We start from the raw sequence: 23461 nt of genomic DNA, 5'->3' as shown, positions 1-23461 counted from the left end.
AGAGTAATGCCGCTTGGGCGCAGCCGCCGTCGCGGCGAGGGCATCAATTACTGGCCGGGCTTCGTCGACGCCCTGTCGACCCTGCTCCTGTCCATCATCATGATCCTGTCGATCTTCGTGCTCGGCCAGTTCTTCCTGTCCCAGGAAGTCACCGGCAAGGACGAGGCGCTCAACCGGCTCAATGCCCAGATCGCGGAATTGTCGCAGCTGCTTGCGCTGGAACGCACCAATGGCCGCAATGCCCAGGAACAGCTGTCGGTACTCACCAGCGGCCTCGACAAGGCCAATGCCGACAAGACGCGCTTGCAGGGCCTGCTCGACGACGCCCAGAAGGATGCCGCAGCCGCCAGCGCCCAGGGCGGACAGGTCGCGCAAATCCAGGGTGAGCTCGACAGCCAGAAGCGCATTTCCGACCAGGCGATGGCGCAGGTCGAACTGCTCAATCAGCAGATCTCGGCCCTGCGCCGCCAGATCGCCGCGCTGGAACAGGCCCTCGACGCCTCCGAATCCAAGGACCGCGAGAGCCAGACCAAGATTGCCGATCTCGGCTCGCGCCTGAATGCGGCGCTGGCCCAGCGCGTGCAGGAACTCTCCCGCTTCCGTTCCGACTTCTTCGGGCGCCTGCGCGAAGTGCTCGGCAACCGTCCGGATGTCCGCATCGTCGGTGACCGTTTCGTGTTCCAGTCGGAGGTGTTCTTCCAGGCGGGGCAGGCCACGCTGCAGCCCGAGGGCAAGGCCGAGATGGACAAGCTCGCAGCCGCCCTCCTCGACCTGCAGGACAAGATTCCCACCGATATTCCCTGGGTGCTGCGCGTCGACGGCCATACCGACGACCGGCCGATCAACTCGCCGCAATTTCCGAGCAACTGGGAATTGTCATCCAGCCGCGCCATCTCCGTTGTGCAATATCTGATGTCGAAGGGGATCCCGGCACAGCGCCTCGTCGCAGCCGGTTTTGCCGAATTCCAGCCGATCGATACCGCCGGTACCGACGAGGCGCGCAAGAAGAACCGCCGCATCGAGCTGAAGCTGACCGAGCGATGAGCATGACCGCCGTCACGCTGCGCCGGGCCGGCGCAGCCGATCAACCCGCTCTATGCTCGCTGTGGTGCACAGCCTGGCAGGAAACCTATCCCGCCTTCGACTACCGGGCGCGCTGGCCTGGAATGTGGGCCCATTGGCAGGGATCTCAGGCTGAGATCTTCGTGGCGTCACGCGAGGACGCCGGGGCGAGCCCGATCATCGGCATGCTGGTGCTGATCCAGAAGGCAAGCGACGTGCTGGAACTGGAACAGATCGCTTTGCCATCCAGCGAACGGGGCAGCGGCACCGCTCACCTGCTGATGCTGTTTGCCAAGCAGCGGGCTCGCTCCGTCCTGCGCCTCACCGTCAATGCCTTCAACGACAGGGCGATCCGCTTCTATGAGCGCGAGGATTTCGAGCGCATCGGCAGCGGCGTCAACCCCGCCTCCGGCCTGCCGACCTTCGACTATGAATGGCGGCGCTGAAAAGGCAGCGGGCTGTTACGGTTGAAAACATTTTTTGAAGCAAATTTCCGCATGATTTCGGGCATAATCGTGCCGGAAAATCTTGGGGTTGTCGCATGAATCGCAAATATTTCGGCACCGATGGCATTCGCGGTCGGGCCAACAGTGTCATTACGCCGGAACTGGCGATGAAGGTCGGCATGGCGGCCGGCCTCGCCTTCCAGCGCGGCGAGCACCGCCATCGCGTGGTGATCGGCAAGGATACCCGCTTGTCGGGCTACATGATCGAGAATGCGCTGGTGGCGGGCTTTACCGCCGTCGGCGTCGACGTGATGCTGCTGGGCCCGATGCCCACACCCGCCGTGGCCATGCTCACCAATTCGCTGCGCTGCGACATCGGCGTGATGATTTCGGCCTCGCACAACCCCTATGACGACAACGGCATCAAGCTGTTCGGTCCCGACGGCTTCAAGCTCTCCGACGAGACCGAGCGCTCCATCGAGGCGCTGATCGACACCAACCTGTCCTCGCGCCTGGCCGGCTCGCGCGATCTCGGCCGGGCCCGCCGCATCGACGACGTGCGTGCCCGCTATATCGAATTCGCCAAGCGCACCCTGCCGCGCCAGCTCCGCCTCGATGGCCTCCGGGTGGTGGTCGACTGCGCCAATGGCGCCGCCTACAAGGTCGCCCCGGAAGCGTTGTGGGAACTCGGGGCGGACGTCATTCCGATCGGCGTCGAGCCTGATGGCTACAACATCAACAAGGATGTCGGTTCCACTGCACCCGATGCCCTGGCCCGCAAGGTCCGCGAATTACGTGCCGATATCGGCATCGCCCTCGACGGCGACGCCGACCGCGTGGTGATCGTCGACGAGAAGGGGCACGTCATCGACGGCGACCAGCTGATGGCGGTGGTGGCCTCGGACTGGAAGGACGAGGGCAAGCTCACCCAGCCCGGCATCGTCGCCACTGTGATGTCCAATCTCGGCCTGGAGCGCTATCTCGGCGGGCTCGGCCTTCAGCTCGAGCGCACGGCGGTCGGCGACCGCTACGTGCTCGAACGCATGCGGGCGCAGGGCTACAATGTCGGCGGCGAGCAGTCGGGCCACATCATCCTGTCCGATTTCGCCACCACCGGCGACGGCCTGGTCGCCGCCTTGCAGGTGCTGGCGGTGCTCAAGAAGGCCGATCGCCCGGTCAGCGAGGTCTGCCACCGCTTCGACCCGCTGCCGCAGATCCTCAAGAATGTGCGCACAGGTGGCGGCAAGGTGCTTGATGATCCCAAGGTCGCCAAGGCAATCGAGGGCGCGCGCAAGCAGCTCGGAGACAGCGGCCGCCTGGTCATCCGTCCTTCCGGCACCGAGCCGGTCATCCGCGTCATGGCCGAAGGCGACGACCGCGTCAGCGTCGAGACTGCCGTGGACGAGGTGATCGAGGCCATCACCAAGGCAGCGTGAGTCGGGGAGCGGGTCTTCCGACCCGCTCGAAACATCGCGTTCACGAAACATCGCGTTCACCGGAAAGGCGGGTCAGAAGACCCGCCCCCCAAAGCGCCTTCAGGACCGGACCTGCTCCTCTTCGATGGGCAGGAACAGGCTCGACAGCAGAGTAAGCCCGGCGATCACCATGAAGAGCAGCGACAGCGGCAGCCACTGCACGCCATAGGTCTTGACCAGCCAGACCCCGACGACGGGCGTCAGGCCGCTGAAGATGGCACCGCTCAGCGACGAGCTCAGGGAAATGCCGGTATAGCGCAGATGCACCGGGAAGGCGCGTGTCAGGAAAGGCGCCATCACGGCATAATGGGCGGCGACGAAGAAGGTGCCGACCAGGATGCCGATGCGAATATTGCCGAGATCGCCGGTGACGATCAGCATCATCATCGGGATGGCGAAGACGAAGGCAGCGGCCGACATCGCCACCAGCAAAAAGCGTTCGTTGAACCGGGTGGCGATCCAGGAGCCGAACGGAAAGGCGATGAGCTCGAGCACCCCGACCCAGAAGATCACGTTCAGGATGTCGGATTTGGAGATGCCGAGCGACTCGGTGGTGAAGGTCGTCATCAGCGTGGTCAGGAAGTAAAAGCCGGCGACCCCGAGCAGGCACAGGCCCATGCCGAGCAGGAGCGTATAACCGCGCGTGCGGAAGATCTCCTTGGCCGGCACGATGTCGTCCTGCGGCGCTTCCTGCAGCCGCTTGATCAGTTCCGGGCTCTCCTTGATGCCGGCGCGGATGGCGAAGGCCACGATGATCAGCACGGCGCTGGCCAGGAAGGGAATGCGCCAGCCCCAGGCGAGAAAATCCTCGCGCGGCAGATCCGAGACCGTGCGAAAGGCGAGCGCGGCCAGCATCAGGCCGATCGGGCTGCCATATTGCGGGGCCGAGGCCAGGAAAGTCTTCCACTTCGGCGGTGCATGCTCGGCGGCGATCAGCACCGCACCGCCCCATTCGCCGCCAACCGCAACGCCCTGGATCAGGCGCAGCGCGATGAGCAGGATGGCGGCGCTGATGCCGATCGAATTATAGCCCGGCAAGAGGCCGATCAGCACGGTTGCCCCGCCCATGAGCAGGAGCGTGATGATCAGCGAGTTCTTGCGCCCGACCTTGTCGCCGAAATGGCCGAACAGCAGAGCGCCGACCGGACGGGCCACGAAGCCGATGGCGAAGGTGCCGAGCGAGGCGATGATGCCCATGAAGCGATCTTCGGACTTGAAGAAGACATCGCCGAAGACCAGCGCCGCCGCCGTGCCGTAGACGTAGAAATCGTACCATTCGATCATGGTGCCGACGAAGGCGCCGAGTGCGGCACGGATCGGCTGGCGCTCGGGCGCCTGTTGGGCGCCGGCTGTCACAGTCTGTGTCATGATGGTCCTCGTCTCGATTTCTGGATCAGCGTGACGGCCGGGCCGTGCGGAACGCCGAGACGAAGCGCGGCGCAGCTTCCGACACCGCGCTGAGCGAATAGCCGCCCTCCTGTACGATCACGACGGGAAGGGGCAGCGCACCCCAGACGGAACCGATCGCCTCATAGGCGGCGGTGGTCACGGCCAGCTTGGACAGCGGATCCTCGCGATGGGCATCCCAGCCGGCGGACACCACCAGCGCCTCGGCCCCGAACGCCGTCACGGCAGCGGCCAGCGCCCGGTTGGCTTCGACGAAGGCCTCGTCGCCGCTGCCTTCGGCCAAGGGCAGGTTGAGGTTGGTTCCCACGCCCGCGCCCTCACCCGTCTCGTCGGCATAGCCGGTGTAATGGGGGTAGTAGCTGGATGGGTCCGTATGGGTCGAGCCGAAGAAGACGTCGCCGCGGCTGTAGAAGATCGCCTGCGTGCCATCGCCATGATGGGTATCGAAATCGATGATGGCCACGCGCTGATAGCGGGCGCGCAGCCGCTCGGCGACGATGGCGGCATTGTTGAAGAAACAGAATCCGGCCGCGCGATCGACATAGGCGTGATGCCCCGGCGGGCGGCAAAGCGCGAAGCTGTCGAAGGCGCCGGCGATGAGATCGTCGGCGGCCGCCACGGCGCTCTGGGCCGACAGATAGGCGGAGGAGAAGGTGTGCTCCGTCATCGCATTGGACAGGCCGTTGATGTACCAGCCCGTCTGCCCGAGAATGCCCTTCGGGCGCGGGGCAGGACGCGGGCGGAAGGCCGCGTCGGCGCCCTGATAGGGGCTGACGGCCGGCAGGACTTCGGGCCCGGCATTGGGCAGTTCCTGGAAGCGCCGATAGGCCGTCTCCAGGAAGTCGACATAATGGCCGGCATGTACGGCCTCGATCGGCGCCCGACCCGCATCTTTCGGCTCCTCGAGCGTCAGACCGAGCGCCGTGAGAGACCCGACCAGGGTTTGCGCGCGCTCGGGATTTTCAAGGGCGCTGCCGATACGACCATTGATCATGTATTGGGTCGGCCGATGGGCCATCTGCCTGTCGGAAAAGAACAATTTCATCGAGCAACACTCCGGGCAACGAATGCGAGGCCCCAAAGCATTTTCCAGAAAAGCCGGCCGATCTTTCGGCTGAGAAAATGCGTCAGAACAATAAGTCAGAGGAAAAATGCGATTCGGATGAATCGAACTTTGCCCCAATCTTGCAGAAGCTGGCGAGAATGCCACCCATCCGGCTGCCGGTCCTGTGAATTGGACTGACGAAAGGAATATGCCGGAATTGCAGTCGGTGGTTCCGCATTTACCGACGCCCTCGTGAATGCTGCGTGAGGGGAGTGCTTTTCTGCAGGACCTTCAATTTGCAACATTGGCGTGGTTAGCTGGCGGCGTCACAGGCAGCGGGGAACGACGATGGCCGAGATTCTGCTGTTTCACCATGCCCAGGGCCTGACCGCTGGCGTGCGGGCATTCGCCGACGCATTGCGCGCCGCCGGCCATCGCGTGCATGCACCGGACCTGTTCGGCGGGCGCATCTTCGCCAGCATCGAGGAAGGCCTCGCTCATATCAATGAGGTCGGCTTCGACGCCATGCGGGCTCGTGCCGAGCATTGCGCCGACGGCCTGCCTTCGGACCTGGTCTATGCCGGCTTTTCCTTCGGCGTGGTGCCGGCCCAGAAGCTCGCGCAGACGCGCCCGGGCGCCCGCGGCGCCCTGTTCTTCTATTCCTGCCTGCCGATCAGCGGCGAATGGGCGTTCGGCCCCTGGCCGCAGGGCGTTCCGGTACAGATTCACGGCATGGACCGGGATCCCATCTTCGTCGGCGAAGGCGACATCCAGGCGGCGCGCGAGATCGTCGGGAAAGCCGAGGATGCGGAACTGTTCCTCTATGCGGGGGACCAGCATTACTTCGCCGACAATTCGCTGCCATCCTTCGACGCGGATGCAACGCGGCTGCTCACTCGGCGGGTGCTCGATTTCCTCGACCGCATCTAGAGCAAGGCGCGCCAATGGGAACGCGCCCTACTCCAGAACCGGCCAAACCGCATCTCAGCGGGTCAGCAGCTGCTCGCTTTCCGTGATGGCCTCGCCGACATTGGGGCGACCCGCGCCGGTGGCAATCAGGTCCCGCAGGCTGCCACTGACATAAGTGTGCCAGCCGTCCGAACAGGCGTCATAGCATTCATAGTCGGGCACGAGCCCCAGATGAGTGAAGGTGACCTCGGTCTGCTCGCCCTTCCTGGCGATCTCGAAAAGGATGTCGGTGCCTTTCCACTCGGACCTGTCCTGCGTGAAGCTGAAATAATTGTCGAGGACGTGCCAGACGACCCTGCTGTTCGGGATCAACTCTCGTATCTGGATCTCGCAGCGATGCAGATCCTCGTAGCGGTATTTGAATTTCTCGCCGACCCGGCTGGTCTCGCCTTCGATAGTCTCCGACCACCAGCCGCGCACATTGCTGATGGCGGCGAATGCCTGCGCCGGCGTCTGGTCGACCGTGAAACTGGTGGTGTAGCTGCGATCCGTCATGGCTGTCTCCCGTTGCTTGGTTCGATGACGGGATTGTAGGAAGGCCCAGCGAACGGCGTGAGTTACAAGCATGGCGGGATTCGGCGCGTTTCAGCCCACACCCCTTCCAACGCCATGCCCGCCATTCAGGATCGGCCTGTGAAGCCCGGGTCAATCCTGGACGGCCGGCGGACAAGATGTATCGAACCGTGCGGTCATCCGATCCTAGCTATCCCACAGTGAATGGTGTACAACTCCAAAAATTGGAGCGGAGCCAGTGCGTGAGATGCTGGCCTGATTGAGACACGCTCCACGATCGGCGGATTGACCGAAGCTCTTGCAGCATCCTGCCTGCAGGCTGCGATTTTTCCAGGAAACTGCAACTCTTCTCCCGGCCCCGCCGTAGGATGGGTAAGTCCGTGGCTGGCAATAGGGAAAGGTGCCCGCCGCCTTCAGTCCCGACCGATCAGAACGGTTGATTGGTGCAAGACGGTTACGATTCATCTTTGGGCCGGCAATGCGTTCGGCCCTTTTGTTTTTGGTATTTGGAGTTCGTATGCTGATACTCGTTCGTGAGAACAATATTGAACAGGCGCTCAAGGCCCTGAAGCGCAAGCTGGCGCGCGAAGGCGTCCTTCGTGAGCTGAAGCTGCGCAGGGCTTATGAAAAGCCGTCCGAGCGCAAGGTGCGCGAGAAGGCGGAGGCAGTCCGCCGCGCGCGCAAGCTCGCGCGCAAGCAAGCCCAGCGCGAGGGCCTTCTGCCAGCCCCCAAGCCCAAGGCTCAGTCGCGAGGACGGGGAGGCCCACCCAGGAGTGCACCCCCGACCGTCACCAGGACCTGATTGTCGCCGGCTCGACGCGTCGCGGATCGCGATATTGGCGGCACGGCGAGCGCCTCCCGACACCTCCAGAACATCCAAGGAGGAGTGAGTGATGAAGCATGCGTTTGAGGTCGGCGATATCGTCACCCTTCATTCGTCCATCTCAAGGCACGAGGAAGGCCCCTATCAAGTAACCCGGCAAATGCCCGCAGACGGCCCCGAGCCCGCTTACAGGCTCAAGGGCGTGGCGGATTCCCGCGAAAGAGTGGCTCGGGAACATGAACTGCGGGCTTCCAGGCAAGGCGCGGGTGCGATGGCGGAGCCGGGTCAAAGTTCCTTGAGGCCCACGCGGACGAGGCCGACGCGGCGATCGCCATGAGGTAGGCTGGGAAGGGGTGCAAATCTCGGATGGTCCTCCAGGTGGAGGGCTGGCCGTCTGTGGTCTGGGCGGCGGGTCCGCGCCGAGTCCCCGAAAGAACAGGCCTCGGGCGCAGATGCCGGTATAGGCAAGGTTGGTGGCCTCACAATCCTCCACAGTCGAGATTCGGGCCCACGACCTTGATGCATCGCCGCGACATTCGGTCGAACCGGCGATATCGGTTACGATGATGGTAAATTTGTCAGATATATCCAACGTGATCCCGTCGGAAACAGGGCGCAGCTGGCGCAACACCAAGCACGCCGCCGAATATATCCTGCTGCGCGGCCTTGTGGGCCTGCTTCACCTCTTGCCACTCGATTTCGGTTCCTGGGCCATGGGTTCCCTATGGCGTCTGATCGCGCCGCGACTGCGCCGCCACGAGCGCGCCTTGCAGCACCTCGCCGCGGCGTATCCGGCAAAGAGCGCCGCCGAGATCGACGCATTGGCGCGTGCCATGTGGATGGATCTGGGACGAACATTCGCCGAAAGCCTGATGGTGGATCGCATCGTCAAGACCGGACGGGTCGAAGATGCGAGCGGCCCGTTGATCGAGGCAGTGAAGGCCAGCGGCAAGGGCGTGGTTTTCGTCTCGCTCCATACCGGCAATTGGGAACTCGTGGTCATCCCGACGGTGACGAATGGCATCAAGGTCGCCGGCGTCTATCAGCGCATGAAAAATCCGAAAGTCGACGATTATGTCGCGCTGGTGCGCCGCGACCGCTATCCGCGCGGGCTTTTCGTCAAGGGCGCGGATACCGGCAAGAAGCTGCTGCGCATCGTGCGTGGCGGGGGTGCCATCGCATTGCTGGCCGATCTGCGCGACCGCAATGGACTCTCCGTGCCATTCTTCGATCGGCCCGCCCCTTCGACCACCTTTCCGGCCTTGCTTGCCAGGGGAAGCGATGCGCTGCTCGTCGCGGCCCGCGTCATCCGCACGCGCGGCGTGCGCTTTCGGATCGAGGCCGAGATTCTCGACATGCCCCGCACCGCCGATCGGAATGCCGATATCGACGCGGCAACGCACCAGATTCATCGGCTCTTCGAAAAATGGGTGCGTGAATATCCCGAGCAATGGATGTGGGCGCACCGCCGCTGGGGCTAGACACCTGGCGCTCCTTCATCGAGGGCGGTCGCAATTGGTAGGATGGTGCAGACGCTCAATATTTCAAAGAAACCGTAAATTTATCCCGCCGCCATTCTATCTTAATTTTAGATATATAATGACAAATCTGGAATTTAGTGATAGTTTGATATATGTCAAAATTGGATGTTTGCATTCCTTCTGAGCTTTTTGTAAAATCAAAGTCCGCTGGATGGACTCGAAATTCTGTAAAATATCGCCGGTTTGACAGCCTCGCCTCTGCCGTAAAATTTGCCGTGGACGAGTATGGGGCCAATCTTAACGGGGTCTCTATTCACACAGACACGAGCGAATACACAGGCTCCGCCATTCGCTCTCTCTATGACGATGAACACTATCCTCTGAAGGGAAAGCATGCCGTTCAAGCCGGTGCCAAAAACACCTCGCGTTCGGCTAGTGGGGAGCCCGGCCCGACATGTCACAAATTCGGGATCGGTGACACCGTCGTCTATTTGCGTCCCGGCCTGGTGGGGCAGAGTGGGTATTACGAGATCGTCAATATCCTTCCCGTTGAAAATGCCGAGCCGGCCTATCGCATCAGGAGCAAGAGTGAGCGGCATCTGCGCGCAGTCAAAGAGCATGAGATAGCGCGCGCCTGACGGCTTGATTCTGAACGGCCAAATCCGATCGACACAACACCGAATAGATCGAGCTTTTGGAGCAATGAACGATGTTCGAGATTGCTCCCATGTCTACCCAACCAAAAAGGAGATGACTCATTGCAGGTGCTGGTGCGGGACAACAACGTCGAACAGGCCTTACGCGTACTCAAAAAGAAGCTGCAGCGAGAGGGCCTCTTTCGCGAGATGAAGCGCCGCCGGGCCTATGAGAAACCGTCCGAAAGGAAGACTCGGGAAAAGGCCGAAGCGGTGCGCCGGGCTCGCAAGCTCGCGCGCAAACAAGCTCAGCGCGAGGGGCTTCTCCCGCCTCCGAAACCGCGTGAAAATGCGGCTAAGCGCAGCGGTCCAGCGAGAGCCCCTTCACCGGCGAAGCCCGCTCAGGTTTCCTGACATCTTTCAGTTTCCCCCTTGCGATGAACCGCGCTGTCATTGCAAGGGAATGTTTCGCAACGATTATATCGCTTTGGGCAAGTGGATCGCAGATGGCTGTTCCAGTTCCCAATTCAGGCAACGCCCAGGGAAAGGCGACGGCGAGGGCTGTTACTCCCTGTCGCGTGTATTGGCCGCGCCCCGCCGCTATCGTGCCAACTGGAAGACTGGTCCTTTGATGGCAGCCTGACCCGAGAATCCTATCGGAGCGAAGCGATGGTGATCTTATGGGCTCTCGAGGAGAGAGGCTGGTCGCCGGTCGGGCTCGTGGTGAGGAATGATGATCGCTACTCGATCCAATGGCCTTGCACGGGCAATGAAGCAAGCATGCACTTGGCCAAGCTCAAAGCACCCGTGACGACCGACATTCTGCTTGGCGTGGCTTATGACCAAACCAATGATGCTACCGGATAGCGGATGAGGCGCCGAGGGAGTTGATGGTCATTTTGCTGGCCGATGCACAAAAGGCCGGGTGTGAACCCGGCCTCTTCAGAGCGTCTCAACAGACCATGCCGGTACATCCGTGGTCAAAGACTGCAGACGCTGGCTCTACACGGTCTGCAGGTTGTCTGCAGAGGCCTTGCCGCTGCGGCTGTCCGTGACGACGTCGAAACTGACTTTCTGGCCTTCGCGAAGGTCCGACATGCCAGCCCGCTCGACGGCGCTGATATGGACGAAAATGTCCCGGCTGCCATCTTCAGGAGCGATGAAGCCATATCCCTTCTGGGAGTTGAACCATTTGACAGTACCCGTGCTCACGACGATTTCCTTTCAATCGACATAGATAAACCTGCCGCGTTGATGCAGCAGGCGCTAAATTTCTACCGAAATTGTCGGAGGGAATCGTCAAAGGCAATTTGAAACTGCCTGGGAATTCATCAGCAAGATCGATAATTCTCTATATATATTGTAAATTTTCAAAAAAATATAGGCGTAAATTTATTTTTTCATTGAAAGGCCGAATGAAGGAATTATCTTGCTTTTTCGGCATGATCATCTGATTGCGGTGATCGGGCGCCCTCGCGCTATTCACCTGCCCTGCGGAAGGCAGCAAAGGCCGGCAGCCCTGCGATGTCGTTGCCAAGATTACCGCGCATGTTCGCGATGAAGCCCCAAGCACTTTTGGCATTGAAACTGGAAGGCCGATACAGGGAATGACCGTCATACAAGGGTAGCTCCGGCCAGAGGCTCAGTGGTTCGCATCCCCCTGGCCGGCTCCCACCGGGAGAGAGCGAATCCCTGCGACCAGTCCAAGTACACCCATCGGATATGCGGCGCGTCCGATAAATCGAGGGATTCGCTGAATGGCATTGAAATGCCCCCCAGCCGGTCTATTTGGCGCGGCTGGCCCAATGGATCAGGAGGGCGGCAATACGCTGAGTCGATTGACGATCTTCATGGCGCTCAATTCGGACTCCCGGACCCTCCGCTCAAAAGGCTCCCCTATGCTCTTGATCCTGTAAATGGGCTCCGATCCATCAGCTGGTAACAGCCGGATAATTTCATAAGCCTTGTCTTGCTGACGGATGGGAGCAAGCTTCAAGATAACAAGATCGCCAATTCCGAAAGTGTGTATACCCATCCCCTGTCCTTTGTTTCGGTCGTGTTCTGGAATGGATTCGACGCTGACGCCCCATCTTCTCTTGAATCGGATTTCGGCGTGCGACGAAGTAGGCCAGGAAAGTAGAATGCCTTGAGTTTTGGGGTAGAAAGACTTGCGGACGAGCTTAAGGCCCGCCGCATCATGTCTGCCTCTATTTTGATACTTTCATGCGGCCGACATTCCTCGTCGCCAATGACGATGAGCAAGAATTCTCACTCGGGATGCTGGGCCTGATGAGCAATTGTCGAAGGCAATGTCATCAAGCGCCCGCAGCAACCTACCGGGTTCAGCCTACCCTGAGGTCGCCGGCCGAAGATTTTCCCGTCTTGCGGTCACGAACCAACTCGAAGCTAATCTTTTGGCCTTCCGCCAATTCCCGCAAACCCGCACGCTCCACAGCGCTCACATGTACGAAAACGTCTGGTGTTCCGTCGTCCGGCTGGATAAATCCATATCCCTTGGTGGAATTGAACCACTTCACAGTACCTGTGCTCATATCGTGCCCTTCTTAACTTCCTTCGCACCTTCCAGGTGGAAGACCATGCCAAATCACGTCGGTGAAAGGCTGGTTGATTCAAGGGCTTATTGGCCGCTGAAGATCGAGGTCACCGGCCATAATCGACTTCATCAGTGTGCGCCGCACGTCGGAGCCCGTCAAGCCGCAAGTGACAATGGCTTCTCACCGCACCTGAACCTGCGGCATCCATGCCCCCTTTGATCAAGAGCCTGGAAAAGGCAAGATGGCCGCTCTGCTGCCGTCGTCGCCCCGACGGCCGTGACACCCGGGAGTTTGCCATGCCCAAGGTCGACCTTGCCACCGTCCCCAAGCACCAAGGCTCAGGCTATCCGTCGCCCTTCGATGCTCCCTGCGCGGAACGGGTCCGCCAACGCCTCGGCAATGCCGGCGGTCTCCAGGACTTCGGCATCAACCTCATGCAGCTGCCGCCGGGCAACTGGTCGAGCCAGCGCCACTGGCACACGGCCGAGGACGAATTCGTCTATGTGCTGCAAGGCGAGTTGACTCTCGTCGAGGATGGCGGCGAGACGATCCTGCGTGCCGGCGATTGCGCCGCCTTTCCCAAGGACTCGGGCAATGGCCATCACATGATCAACAGATCCGGTGCCATGGCGCACTATCTCGAAATCGGCTCCCGCTCACCCGCCGACGTGATCCATTGCTCCGACATCGACATGATGAGCCCCAGTTCGGACGGTCGCTTCCTGCACAAGGACGGCACGCCCTATGCCGAGACCTGAAAGCAATCCCAGCCGCCGGTATCGATCAACGCCCTGTGGCAGGCGCCTCATCCGCCTGACGCAAGGCGATATGCTCGGCAAATTCGGCGATCAGGGGTTGGTACATCTCGGGCGCCGGATAGTGCTCGAAACTATGACGGGCCGGCGTCGAGGCCCAGGACAGCTTCTCCGCAGTGAAGGTTTCGATGAACGGCTCCGTCCATACCGCTTCGGCCAGCATGGTCGGGCGGACATTGACGAAGAAATCCATGCCCTCGGGCCTGGTGAACAACCAGCTCTTGCAGTGGCCGCAGTAGAAATGCCTCGTCGGTCCATGCAGGGCGCCGATCACGGGCTCGCCGCGGGTGACCCGAAAGCCTTCAGAAGGAATTGCCGCGCTGAGGGAATAGGCGCTCCCGGTCATCTTCTGGCAGCCGCGGCAATGGCAGGCCATGGTCATCAAGGGCGCAGCAGCAACCTCGAACTCGACCTGCCCGCAGCGGCAGCTTCCCGTCATCGGTGTCGGTTGATTCGGCATACTTGCACCTTCCCGGCCATGGCTGTGATCGTTACGCCCCTGCTACTGCGCCGCCGTTGGAATGTCGAGCCGGGGTATCGGTCTCACCCAGCCAGCCCTCGAACAGCGTAACGACGGAATCATGATAGGTGACGTCCGGGCCGGCCTCGAGACCGAGCTTTTGGGCGATCCGGATCGAAGCAGTGTTCTCAGGCGCAATGATCGCCGTGACCCTGCGGCCGGGATGCATGCCGCGCGCCCAGTCGAAGGCGGCCTGGCCTGCCTCGAAAGCGATGCCCCGGCCATGGGCGTGGGAGGCGAACACCCAGCCCGCCTCCAGCGAGCCTACCAGGCTTGGCTCGATGTCGCGCATGGCATCCTGGAAGCCGGTCATGCCGAGATAGCGCCCGCTCGCCTTCTCGATCACCGAGAAATAGCCGAAGCCGAAGAAATGCCAGGTGCCATGGGCCTGGAGAAAACGCTGCCACATGTCCTCGCGGCTGCGCCTACTGCCCGAGATGTGCCGGTAGACTTCCGGCTCCGCCCACATGGCGGCATGGGGCTCGAAATCGTCGAGAATGGGTTTGCGCAGGAGAAGGCGCGGTGTTTCGATCATTATTTCAAATCTCGCTTTGCCATGAAATCGCCGCCCGCTGCGAGACGGCTCCTGGAAGCTTCGCTCACACCTTGATCCGCCAACCCGTGCGGAAGATCAGCGCGATCACGGCCAGGCACAGCAGCATGAAGACCAGCGTCATGCCCAGGCTCTGCCCGAAATCGACATCGGAAGCGGAGGCCCCATAGAAGGCCCAGCGAAAGCCGCTCACCAGATAGAGAACCGGGTTGACGTAGCTGACGCCCTGCCAGAAGTCGGGCAGCATCTTGATCGAATAGAAGCTGCCGCCCAGGAAGGTCAGCGGCGTGATGATCAGGGTCGGCACGATCTGCAGTTTTTCCCAGCCATCGGCCCAGATGCCGATCAGAAACCCGAACAGGCTGAAGGTCACCGAAGTGAGTACCAGGAAAGCCAGCATCCAGAACGGATGCTCGATGGAATAATGCGAAAAGGGCCAGGCGGTGATGAGGATGATGAACCCGAGCAATATGGATTTGGAGGCGGCCGCGCCGACATAGCCGATGACGATCTCCACCACCGAGACCGGAGCCGACAGCACTTCGTAGATGGTGCCGATGAATTTCGGCATGTAGATGCCGAAGGAGGCATTGGAAATGCTCTCGGTCAGGATCGCCAGCATGACCAGGCCGGGCACGATGAAGGCGCCGTAGTTCACGCCGCCGACCGTGGGCATGTGGTTGCCGATGGCCGAGCCGAACACGATGAAATAGAGCGAGGTCGAGATCACCGGCGAGGCGATCGACTGCAGGAGCGTGCGGAAGGTCCGCGACATCTCGAAGACGTAGATCGCGCGAATGGCGTGGATGTTCATCAATGCGCCCCTACCAGGCTGACGAAGATGTCCTCGAGCGAGGATTGGCTGGTCTGCAGGTCCTTGAAGCCGATACCGGCTTCGCCGACATCGTGGAGCAGGCGCGAGAGCACTTCCGGATCGTCCTTGGCATCGAAGGTGTAGACGAGCTGGTTGCCGTTGTCGGCGATATCCAGCCGATAAGCGGCAAGCGCCGTCGGCACCGCTTCGAGGGGCTGCTGCAGGCTGAGCGTGAGCTGCTTCTTGCCGAGCTTGCGCATCAGCTCGGTCTTGTCCTCGACCAGGATGATCTCACCCTTGTTGATCACGCCGATGCGGTCGGCCATCTCCTCGGCTTCCTCGATATAGTGGGTGGTGAGGATAATGGTCACGCCGTTCTCGCGCAGCCCGCGCACCATCTCCCACATGTCGCGACGCAATTCGACGTCGACGCCCGCCGTCGGCTCGTCGAGGAAGAGAATGGTCGGCTCGTGCGACAAGGCCTTGGCGATCATCACGCGGCGCTTCATGCCGCCCGACAGTGCCATGATCTTCGAGTCCCGCTTCTCCCAAAGCGAGAGGTCGCGCAGGATCTTTTCGAGAAAGGCCGGATTGGGCGGCTTGCCGAACAGGCCGCGCGAGAAATTCACCGTCGCCCATACCGTCTCGAAGGCATCGGTCGACAATTCCTGCGGCACCAGCCCGATCTTGGTGCGGGCGGCCCGGTAATCCCTGACGATGTCGGAGCCGTCGGCACGGATCGTACCGCTGGAGGGATTGACGATGCCGCAGATGATCGAGATCAGCGTGGTCTTGCCGGCCCCGTTCGGCCCGAGCAAAGCGAAGATCTCGCCGCGACGCAGGGTGAGATCGATCTGTTTCAGGGCCTGGAAGCCCGTCTTGTAGGTCTTGCTGACGCCGGACACCGCGACGATGACGTCCTCGGCGGACGGTGAATTGTTGGCTTTCATGCGTGCCTCCCTGCGGGGAAATGGCGTCTTTCCAAACCAAGTGCAACCATGTTTCTTCAAAGACGCTGGAGACCGGGAGGGGTCTTAGGGGGAATGAAGATGATTAGCCACAGCCTGAAGGCAGGCTTGTTCTGTATGGCCTTCACCGCAATCTCGGCACTCGGTTCAGCCGGCGCCAATGCCCAGGAGAGCAGACCTGCCGATACGGTTTACCTCAACGGCCCGATCTATACGGCCGACAGCAAGGACAGCATGGCCGAAGCCCTGGCCGTGCGCGAAGGACGGATCGTCTTCGTCGGTACGGGCGCGGATGCCAAGTCCCATATCGGCCCCAAGACCAAGGTGGTCGATCTCGGCGGCCGCATGGCCATGCCCGGCCTCATCGACGGCCATATGCACCCCCTCGGCGGCGGCAAGAGCCTGACGGGATGCAATCTCAACTATGCGGCCCTGACCCTCGACCAAACCCTGGCCGCCATCCAGGCCTGTCTCGATGGAGAGCCGAACGCCTCCGCCGACGCTTTCCTGATCGTCAACAACTGGTTCCGCCAGAAGATGCTGCCGGCAGGTACCGACATGGCCCGCGGCGAGCTCGACAAGCTCAAGACCAAGCGCCCCATCCTGGTGATCAATTTCGACTACCACTCCAAGCTCGCCAACAGCCGGGCCCTGGCGCTCGCGGGTGTCACCAGGGACACCCCCGATCCCAAGGACGGCAAGATCGTGCGCGACACCGCTGGCGAGCCGACCGGCATGCTGGAGGATGGCGGTGACGCACTGGTGATGGCGGCGATGCCCAAGCTCTCGCCCGAACAGGAGGCCGAGCAGAATCTCGCCTTCGGGCGCACTGCGCTCGAGGCGCTGCGCAAGGGCGGCATCACCAGCTTCCTCGAAGCGGCCGCCGACGAGGGCGAGATGACCGCCTGGGCGACCCTGCAAAAGCGAGGCGAGTTGACGGCGCGTGCCCATCTGGCGCCAAAGCTGGCCACCGACACCGACCAGAGTGCCGACGCCCACGTCCAGCGGGTCCGTACGCTCGCCGCCCGCTTCGATCAGGGCCCGCTGCGGGCTGAACCCGGCATCACGCTACGCAACGCCAAGATCTTCATGGACGGCGTCATCCAGGCGCCGGCGCAGACCGGCTATACGCTGGCTCCCTATTTCGTCAACAAGGGCAGTGTCGACAAGCCGGACTGGCAGCCGGGCACGGAGCGCGGCGCGCTCTACGTCCAGCCCGACCGCCTCACCCCGCTGCTGATCGGGCTCGCCGAAGCGGGCATCGATCCCCATCTGCACACGGATGGCGACGGTGCCGTCCACGTCACGCTCAACGCGATCGAGACCATGCGCGCCAAGGTGCCGGGCAAGGACATCCGGCCCGCGCTGGCGCATAACGAGATGGTCGATCCGGCCGACCTGCCGCGCTTTGCCAAGCTCGGCGCCATTCCCGTGCTCTCCTTCCAATGGGGTGCGGCCTCGCCGGACCAGGTCGCCGCCATCAAGGAGCAGGCCGGTCCCAAGCGCCTGCCCTTTGTCGAGCCCTATGGCCAGATCTCCAAGGCTGGCGCCCGGGTGGCTTTCGGCAGCGACTGGCCGGTGGATCCGCTCAACGAATGGTATGCCTTCCAGATCGCCGTCACCCGAAGCGACCCGAGCAATCCGGGCAAGCTCAACGCCGATCCCGGCCTGACCATCAGCCAGGCGCTCAGGGCCGCCACCATCGACGCCGCCTATGAGCTGCATCAGGACGAGGTCACCGGTTCGCTGGAGCCCGGCAAATTCGCCGATCTGATCGTGCTGGACCGCAACCCGCTCAAGATCCCCGTGGAGCAGGTTTCCAAGACCGAGGTGCTGCTGACGGTGGTGGGCGGCAAGGAGGTCTACCGCGCCGAAGGGTTCAAATAGGAGAAGTCATCCCGCACGCATTGCAGCGCGAAGTGATGCGATGCAGATGCGGGACCGCCCTCAAGAGAAGGCGCCTTTCTCCTCTCGCGGTCCCGTGTCTGCGCCGCACCGCTTCGCTCTGTAGCGCGCACGGGATGACCATAGCCCTACCCTTGCCGAACAGCGAAGCATTCGGCTACCAATCCTCGTCCGACAAATCCAGTCAGAGGGAACCTCGCCGCATGGCCTCAGTCGATGTCGTCGACGTCAAGAAATCCTATGGCGCCCAGAAGGTGATTCATGGCGTGTCGATCAATATCGAGGATGGCGAGTTCGTCACGCTGGTCGGGCCTTCGGGCTGCGGCAAGTCCACACTGCTACGCATGATCGCCGGTCTGGAACCGATCACCGAGGGAACCCTCAAGATCGGCGACCGCCTCGTCAACGACCTGCCGCCGCGCGATCGCGACATCGCCATGGTGTTCCAGAGCTACGCGCTCTATCCGCACAAGACCGTGGCCGAGAACATGGGCTTCGCGCTCAAGATCCGGAAGACGCCGAAGGCCGAGATCGACGAGCGGGTAAAGCGGGCGGCCGAGATCCTCGACCTCGGCCCCTATCTGGCGCGCTATCCCCGCCAGCTTTCCGGCGGCCAGCGCCAGCGTGTCGCCATGGGCCGGGCCATCGTGCGGGCGCCGCAGGTGTTCCTGTTCGACGAACCGCTCTCCAATCTCGACGCCAAGCTGCGCGTGCAGATGCGTGCCGAGATCAAGGAACTGCATCAGCGCCTGAAGACCACCACCATCTATGTCACCCACGACCAGATCGAGGCCATGACCATGGCCGATCGCATCGTGGTGCTGCATGACGGCATCATCGAGCAGATCGGCTCGCCGCTGCAGCTTTACGACCGCCCGGCCAATCTGTTCGTCGCGGGCTTCATCGGTTCGCCGGCCATGAATTTCATCAAGGGCCGGCTGGAAACCAGCCCCGCGCCGCGTTTCGTCACCGATGACGGCGTGGAATTGCCTGTCCCTTCAGCGCCGGCCGGCAGCGAGGGCCGGCGCGTCGTCTACGGTATCCGCCCCGAGCACTTTTCCCTCGGCGGCAACCTGCAGGCCAGGATCACCGTGGTGGAACCCACCGGGGCCGAAACCCAGGTCTTCGCCCAGCTCGGCGAGCAGAGGGTGCTGGGCGTCTTCCGCGAGCGGGTTACCGCCGGCTCGGGCGAGACCCTGGCGCTTCAGCCCGATCTTGCCGCCGTGCATCTTTTCGATGCCGAGACGGGTTTGCGGTTGAACTGAGATTTCCGGATGCACGGACGTCCCGTTCGTTCTTGGAATCATCGCGCGCGTTGCGAAAAGAACCGCCAGGATGCCCGTGCACCGGAATGGTCTGACCTTTTTGTTGACGGGAAAACAAGGCCTTCCTAGCATCCTGCCGCTCCGCCACAACCACGCGTTGTCGGAGCGGTTCGAAGAAACATCCCTGCTGCCAGACAGCCAAGAACAAGACGAGCCATCCAGACCGGGAGAATCGACGTGAAAACGGAAGACTACAATCATCTTCTCGCCCTGCAGGCGAGCCGCCGCGGGCTGCTCAAGAGCGCCGCAAGCGTCGGTGCCCTGGCCGCGATGGGCAGCCTGGGCGTCACCGCCGCCATAGAGCCGGCCATGGCGGACGAAGCCAGCGACCTCAGGGCCAAAATCCTGCAGATCCCCGGCGTCGGCAAGGGTTCGCCCACCGATGCGGACTGGCAGAAGGTCGGCGAACTCTGCCTCGGCGCCACCAAGGCCTCTATCAAGGAAGGCGAGTTCAAGGGCGTCGAACTCTCCTTCATGGGGCTCAACAACCAGAACCTGCACAACCTGCTGTTCCGCGGCTTCCTCAAACCCTGGGAGGCCTATACCGGCGCCAAGATCAACTGGATCGATCTCGCCCAGGCTGACTACAATCCCCGCCTGCAGCAAGCCATCGCCACCGGCACGGTCGATTTCGACCTGCTCGAGATGGGCGCCCCCTTCGAGGGCGACGTCTGCGGCAAAGGTCTGGCGTCGGAAATGCCGGACTGGGTCAAGAAGCAGATCGACATGGACGATCTGGTCTCCTACCTCAAGCCGCCCGTCGGCACCTGGGACGGCAAGCAGTATCGCGTCACCATCGACGGCGACACCCACAATTTCAACTACCGCACCGACTACTTCAAGGACGAGGCCCTGGCCAAAGCCTGGAAGGAAGCCGGCAACAGCACCGAATGGGCCGTGCCGCGCACCTGGCAGCAGGTGCAGGCGGTGACCAAATTCCTCAAGGGCAAGCAGGTCGAAGGCCAGGACGCCTATGGCTATCTCGACGCCTGCAAGGCCTGGGGCGGTTTCGGCTTCTACTTCCTCGGCAGCCGCGCCACCGCCTATGCCAAGCATCCCGACGACAAGGCCTGGTTGTTCGACGTCGACACCATGAAGCCGCGCATCAACAACCCGGCCTGGGTGCGCGCCATCCAGGACGTGCTCGACGCCCTGCCCTCCGAGCCCGCCGACCAGCTCAACGCCGACCCCAACACCACCGGCTTCCAGCAATTCCTCGGCGGCACCGGCTCGATGTGCGTGTGGTGGGGCGACATCGGTTCCAACGCCAAGACCAACGACTCCTCGGTCATCGGCGACAAATGCGGCTTCGACATCCTGCCCGGCTCCGACGACGTCTACAATTCGAAGACCGGCAAGTGGGACAAGCTCGCCAGCGGCCCGAACTTCGCGCCGAATCTGGCCTATCTCGGCTGGGGCGTCTATGTGATGGCCCGCGTCGACAAGGACGAGAAGAAACACAAAGCCGCCTGGAGTGCCGCCGCCCATCTCGGTGGCAAGGACCTGGCGCTGTGGACGGCGGTCTATCCCTCAGGCTTCCAGTGCTATCGCAACAGCCAGCACAATATCGACGAGTGGGTGGCGGCCGGCTACGACAAGGCCTTCATCTCCAACTATCTCGACTCGCAGTTCAACTCCTACAACCACCCCAACGGAGCGATCGAGCCGCGTATCCCCGGCATCTTCCAATATTACAGCCTGGCCGAGGACATCCTCGCCAAGATCTATGCGGGCCAGCTCAAGGCCCAGGAAGGCGCCGACCAGATCGCCGCCGCCTGGGAGAAGCTGACCGACCAGATCGGCCGCGAGAAGCAGATCAAGCTCTACAAGGCCTCGCTGGGGCTGTAGTCTAGTCCAGTCGAAAACACGTTCCCTTGCTAGGAGAATCTCCTTCTCCCCTTGCGGGAGAAGGTCCCGGCAGGGGGATGAGGGGTCTTGCGACCTATCCTGAGTCTGCCGCAGCCCCCCTCATCCGGCGCTTCGCGCCACCTTCTCCCACAAGGGGAGAAGGCGGGCGCCGCGCTTTTCAATCCTGTTTCGCGTCCTGGGGACCAGATGCCGCCGACCTCGTCTGCAACCGCTACACACATCCCAAGCTCCATCCCGAGCGGCCGCATCCTCCTGGGCCGCGTCCTGATCGGCCTGGCCTCCGTACTCCTCGTCGTTGCCGCCCTGGTGCAGTTCCTGCACGAGAACCAGGGCCTGGCCCTCGGCTTCGACAATTGGCGTCCCGTGCTCTACGCCTTCGTGCTGTGGTCGGTGGCGCTCGGCGTCGGGCAGGTGCTGATGCGGGGGGAAGCGGGCGAGCGGGCGCTGTTCATCCTGCCGGCCGTGCTGTTCACCGTGGCGATGGTGATCTTCCCCACCATTTTCGGCTTCTACATCGCCCTGACCGACTGGAATCTCTCCTCCTTCGCCGGCCAGCGCTTCAACGGGCTCGACAACCTCGTCGCGCTCTTCCACGACCCCGATTTCTGGAACGCTCTGGCCAACATGGTGTTCTACGTGCTGATGGTGCTGGTGGAATACGCCATCGCCTTCGGCCTCGCCCTCCTGCTCAACGCCGAGATCAGGGCCCGCAAATTCTTCCGCGTCGCCTTCCTCCTGCCCTTCATGCTCAGCCCCGTGGCGGTGAGCTGGATGGTCGGCAAATCGATGATGGAATATCGCTACGGGCCGGTGGCGCGGCTGATGCGGGAGCTGGGCTGGTCGCAGCCGACCTTCTTTACCCAGCCCTGGATCGCCCGCCTCTCGATCGAAGCAATGGATGCCTGGGTCTCGATCCCCTTCCTGATGATCCTGCTGCTCGCCGGCCTGCAAGCTTTGCCCAAGGAGGTGATGGAAGCCTCCAAGATCGACGGCGCCTCGGGCTGGCAGCAGTTCAAGGAGATGATCTTCCCCCTGATGCTGCCCGTCTCGATCACGGCGATCGTGCTGCGCATCATCTTCAAGCTCAAGCTCGCAGACATCGTGATCAACACCACCTCCGGCGGCCCGGGCGGGGCGACGGACACCGTGTCGAGCTTCATCTATCGCGAGTATAGGGATCGCTCGAATGTCGGCTACGGCACCATGCTGGCGATGTTCTATCTGGTGGCGATCATCGTCTTCGTCACAGTGCTCCTGAACATCGCCAACCGCTTCATGCAGCGCAGCAGCTGATCGGGAAGGGATCGACATGACGACGACAACCATCCCGACCGCCGTGCCCCGCGACACCGCCTTTCGCCTAACCACCGTGCTGAGCCGCGTGCTGATCTATGGCGCGCTGGTCGCCTGGGCCTTCATCTGCCTGTTTCCGATCTACTGGACACTGACCACCTCGATGAAATCGGCGGTCGACGTCACCCAGGGCCATCTCATTCCGTGGCTCGACTTCCAGCCCGACTGGAAGGGCTGGCGCTCGCTCGGCCTGTCGCCCGACACGCTCGGCTCGACCTCGACGGTGCGCTCGGAATTCCTGTCGCGCTTCCTGAACAGCGTGATCACCTCGCTCGGTTCCTCGCTGCTCGCCGTGGTGATCGGCTCGCTCGCCGCCTATGGCCTCAGCCGCTTCCAGTACAAATTCGGCTGGATGCGCAACCGCGACATCTCCTTCTTCTTCCTGTCGCAGTTGATCCTGCCACCGGTGGTGCTGGCTTTGCCCTTCCTGGTGCTCTACCGCGAGCTCGCTTTGCTCGATACCCGCATCGGCCTGATCCTGCTCTACACCCTCACCGTGCTGCCGATCGTGATCTGGATCATGCGCGACCAGTTCGACACCATCCCCACCGAGCTCGACGAGGCCGCTTTGGTCGACGGATTGTCACTCTGGGGCGCCTTCTGGCACATCATCCTGCCGATCGCCCTCCCCGGCATGGTCGCGGCCTTCATCCTGGCGCTGGTGCTGACCTGGAACGAATATTTCTTCGCTGCCCTGCTGACCTCCTCGGATGCCAAGACCCTGCCGGTGATGGTGGCCAGCCAGACCGGCTCGCAGGGCATCAACTGGTGGTCGATGGCCGCGCTTGCCACCACGGCGATCGCCCCACTCGCTCTGATCGGCATCTTCCTGGAGCGCTACATCGTCAAGGGTCTGACGGCCGGCTCAGTGAAGTGACGGTGAGTAACAGGGTGGCCGTGGCGTTTCTGCCACGGTCGCGCGCTCGAA

General features: G+C 62.2%; 23 protein-coding genes. 14 read left to right on the top strand and 9 right to left on the bottom strand.

From position 1 onward, the window contains the following. Positions 1-6: 6 nt before the first annotated feature. The 3 genes from ACTJKX_RS32320 (at position 7) to glmM (ending at position 2944) form a co-directional block, all read left to right on the top strand. Entirely contained in the window at positions 7-1044 is a 1038-nt protein-coding gene (locus ACTJKX_RS32320) for a peptidoglycan -binding protein (protein ID WP_068297785.1), read from the top strand. Then, complete coding sequence (locus tag ACTJKX_RS32315) at positions 1041-1508, top strand: N-acetyltransferase family protein (protein WP_440727753.1); 468 nt, start codon at positions 1041-1043, stop codon at positions 1506-1508. Before ACTJKX_RS32320 ends, ACTJKX_RS32315 begins: the two co-directional genes overlap by 4 nt. A gap of 95 nt (positions 1509-1603) precedes the next feature. Then, positions 1604-2944 carry a phosphoglucosamine mutase gene (glmM, locus tag ACTJKX_RS32310; protein WP_440727752.1) on the top strand — a complete coding sequence of 447 codons (1341 nt, stop codon included), beginning with the start codon at positions 1604-1606 and terminating at the stop codon, positions 2942-2944. A 99-nt stretch (positions 2945-3043) separates the two neighbouring features. Here glmM and ACTJKX_RS32305 read toward each other — a convergent pair whose 3' ends face one another. Both ACTJKX_RS32305 and ACTJKX_RS32300 read right to left on the bottom strand, forming a co-directional pair. Next, positions 3044-4351, bottom strand: a complete 1308-nt coding sequence (locus ACTJKX_RS32305) for an MFS transporter (RefSeq protein WP_311932890.1) — start codon at positions 4349-4351, stop codon at positions 3044-3046. Between the two features lie 25 nt (positions 4352-4376). Next, on the bottom strand, positions 4377-5435 hold the full coding sequence (locus tag ACTJKX_RS32300; protein WP_311932891.1) for a histone deacetylase family protein: 1059 nt from the start codon (positions 5433-5435) through the stop codon (positions 4377-4379). 348 nt (positions 5436-5783) lie between these two features. Here ACTJKX_RS32300 and ACTJKX_RS32295 point away from each other — a divergent pair, with 348 nt between their 5' ends. After that, on the top strand, positions 5784-6365 hold the full coding sequence (locus ACTJKX_RS32295; RefSeq protein ID WP_311932892.1) for a dienelactone hydrolase family protein: 582 nt from the start codon (positions 5784-5786) through the stop codon (positions 6363-6365). A 54-nt stretch (positions 6366-6419) separates the two neighbouring features. Here ACTJKX_RS32295 and ACTJKX_RS32290 read toward each other — a convergent pair whose 3' ends face one another. Further along, positions 6420-6899, bottom strand: coding sequence for an SRPBCC family protein (locus tag ACTJKX_RS32290; RefSeq protein WP_440727751.1), 480 nt, complete (start codon positions 6897-6899; stop codon positions 6420-6422). A gap of 535 nt (positions 6900-7434) precedes the next feature. On the opposite strand from ACTJKX_RS32290, the gene rpsU (ACTJKX_RS32285) reads away from it, so the two are divergent. The 4 genes from rpsU (ACTJKX_RS32285) (at position 7435) to rpsU (ACTJKX_RS32270) (ending at position 10270) form a co-directional block, all read left to right on the top strand. After that, positions 7435-7719: a 30S ribosomal protein S21 gene (gene rpsU, locus ACTJKX_RS32285; RefSeq protein ID WP_311932894.1), complete on the top strand. Its 285-nt coding sequence runs from the start codon at positions 7435-7437 to the stop codon at positions 7717-7719. 596 nt (positions 7720-8315) lie between these two features. Next, the gene (locus tag ACTJKX_RS32280; RefSeq protein WP_440727750.1) at positions 8316-9221 is read left to right on the top strand and encodes an LpxL/LpxP family acyltransferase; all 906 of its coding nucleotides are present in this window, start codon (positions 8316-8318) and stop codon (positions 9219-9221) included. A gap of 152 nt (positions 9222-9373) precedes the next feature. Beyond that, positions 9374-9859 carry a hypothetical protein gene (locus ACTJKX_RS32275; RefSeq protein ID WP_440727749.1) on the top strand — a complete coding sequence of 162 codons (486 nt, stop codon included), beginning with the start codon at positions 9374-9376 and terminating at the stop codon, positions 9857-9859. 120 nt (positions 9860-9979) lie between these two features. Continuing rightward, positions 9980-10270: a 30S ribosomal protein S21 gene (gene rpsU / locus ACTJKX_RS32270; protein WP_311932898.1), complete on the top strand. Its 291-nt coding sequence runs from the start codon at positions 9980-9982 to the stop codon at positions 10268-10270. A gap of 588 nt (positions 10271-10858) precedes the next feature. Here the strand turns inward: rpsU (ACTJKX_RS32270) and ACTJKX_RS32265 are convergent. After that, entirely contained in the window at positions 10859-11068 is a 210-nt protein-coding gene (locus ACTJKX_RS32265) for a cold-shock protein (RefSeq protein WP_311932900.1), read from the bottom strand. Between the two features lie 1130 nt (positions 11069-12198). Next, complete coding sequence (locus tag ACTJKX_RS32260; protein ID WP_149250444.1) at positions 12199-12408, bottom strand: cold-shock protein; 210 nt, start codon at positions 12406-12408, stop codon at positions 12199-12201. Positions 12409-12707: 299 nt separating this feature from the next. On the opposite strand from ACTJKX_RS32260, the gene ACTJKX_RS32255 reads away from it, so the two are divergent. Beyond that, a complete protein-coding gene (locus tag ACTJKX_RS32255) occupies positions 12708-13169 on the top strand; it encodes a cupin domain-containing protein (RefSeq protein ID WP_311932901.1) in 462 nt (153 codons plus the stop codon). Between the two features lie 25 nt (positions 13170-13194). Here ACTJKX_RS32255 and ACTJKX_RS32250 read toward each other — a convergent pair whose 3' ends face one another. From ACTJKX_RS32250 to ACTJKX_RS32235, 4 genes are all read right to left on the bottom strand, one after another. Beyond that, positions 13195-13686: a GFA family protein gene (locus ACTJKX_RS32250; RefSeq protein WP_311932903.1), complete on the bottom strand. Its 492-nt coding sequence runs from the start codon at positions 13684-13686 to the stop codon at positions 13195-13197. Between the two features lie 31 nt (positions 13687-13717). After that, positions 13718-14281: a GNAT family N-acetyltransferase gene (locus tag ACTJKX_RS32245; protein WP_440727748.1), complete on the bottom strand. Its 564-nt coding sequence runs from the start codon at positions 14279-14281 to the stop codon at positions 13718-13720. A 64-nt stretch (positions 14282-14345) separates the two neighbouring features. Further along, a complete protein-coding gene (locus tag ACTJKX_RS32240) occupies positions 14346-15113 on the bottom strand; it encodes an ABC transporter permease (protein ID WP_311932908.1) in 768 nt (255 codons plus the stop codon). After that, complete coding sequence (locus ACTJKX_RS32235) at positions 15113-16063, bottom strand: ABC transporter ATP-binding protein (protein ID WP_367625045.1); 951 nt, start codon at positions 16061-16063, stop codon at positions 15113-15115. The genes ACTJKX_RS32240 and ACTJKX_RS32235 overlap by 1 nt, the downstream gene beginning before the upstream one ends. A 93-nt stretch (positions 16064-16156) precedes the next feature. On the opposite strand from ACTJKX_RS32235, the gene ACTJKX_RS32230 reads away from it, so the two are divergent. From ACTJKX_RS32230 to ACTJKX_RS32210, 5 genes are all read left to right on the top strand, one after another. Then, a complete protein-coding gene (locus ACTJKX_RS32230) occupies positions 16157-17968 on the top strand; it encodes an amidohydrolase (RefSeq protein ID WP_440727747.1) in 1812 nt (603 codons plus the stop codon). A 221-nt stretch (positions 17969-18189) separates the two neighbouring features. Then, on the top strand, positions 18190-19251 hold the full coding sequence (locus tag ACTJKX_RS32225) for an ABC transporter ATP-binding protein (RefSeq protein WP_311932912.1): 1062 nt from the start codon (positions 18190-18192) through the stop codon (positions 19249-19251). Between the two features lie 237 nt (positions 19252-19488). Then, entirely contained in the window at positions 19489-21159 is a 1671-nt protein-coding gene (locus tag ACTJKX_RS32220; protein ID WP_440727746.1) for an extracellular solute-binding protein, read from the top strand. A 207-nt stretch (positions 21160-21366) separates the two neighbouring features. Then, positions 21367-22473, top strand: coding sequence for a carbohydrate ABC transporter permease (locus tag ACTJKX_RS32215; RefSeq protein WP_311932915.1), 1107 nt, complete (start codon positions 21367-21369; stop codon positions 22471-22473). Positions 22474-22489: 16 nt separating this feature from the next. Then, complete coding sequence (locus ACTJKX_RS32210; protein ID WP_311932916.1) at positions 22490-23410, top strand: carbohydrate ABC transporter permease; 921 nt, start codon at positions 22490-22492, stop codon at positions 23408-23410. The last annotated feature ends 51 nt before the right edge of the window (positions 23411-23461 follow it).

It is taken from the genome of Labrys sp. 22185, from assembly GCF_052045555.1.
Taxonomy (GTDB): Bacteria; Pseudomonadota; Alphaproteobacteria; order Rhizobiales; family Labraceae; genus Labrys; species Labrys neptuniae.
This window is presented reverse-complemented; position numbering and strand designations above follow the sequence as displayed.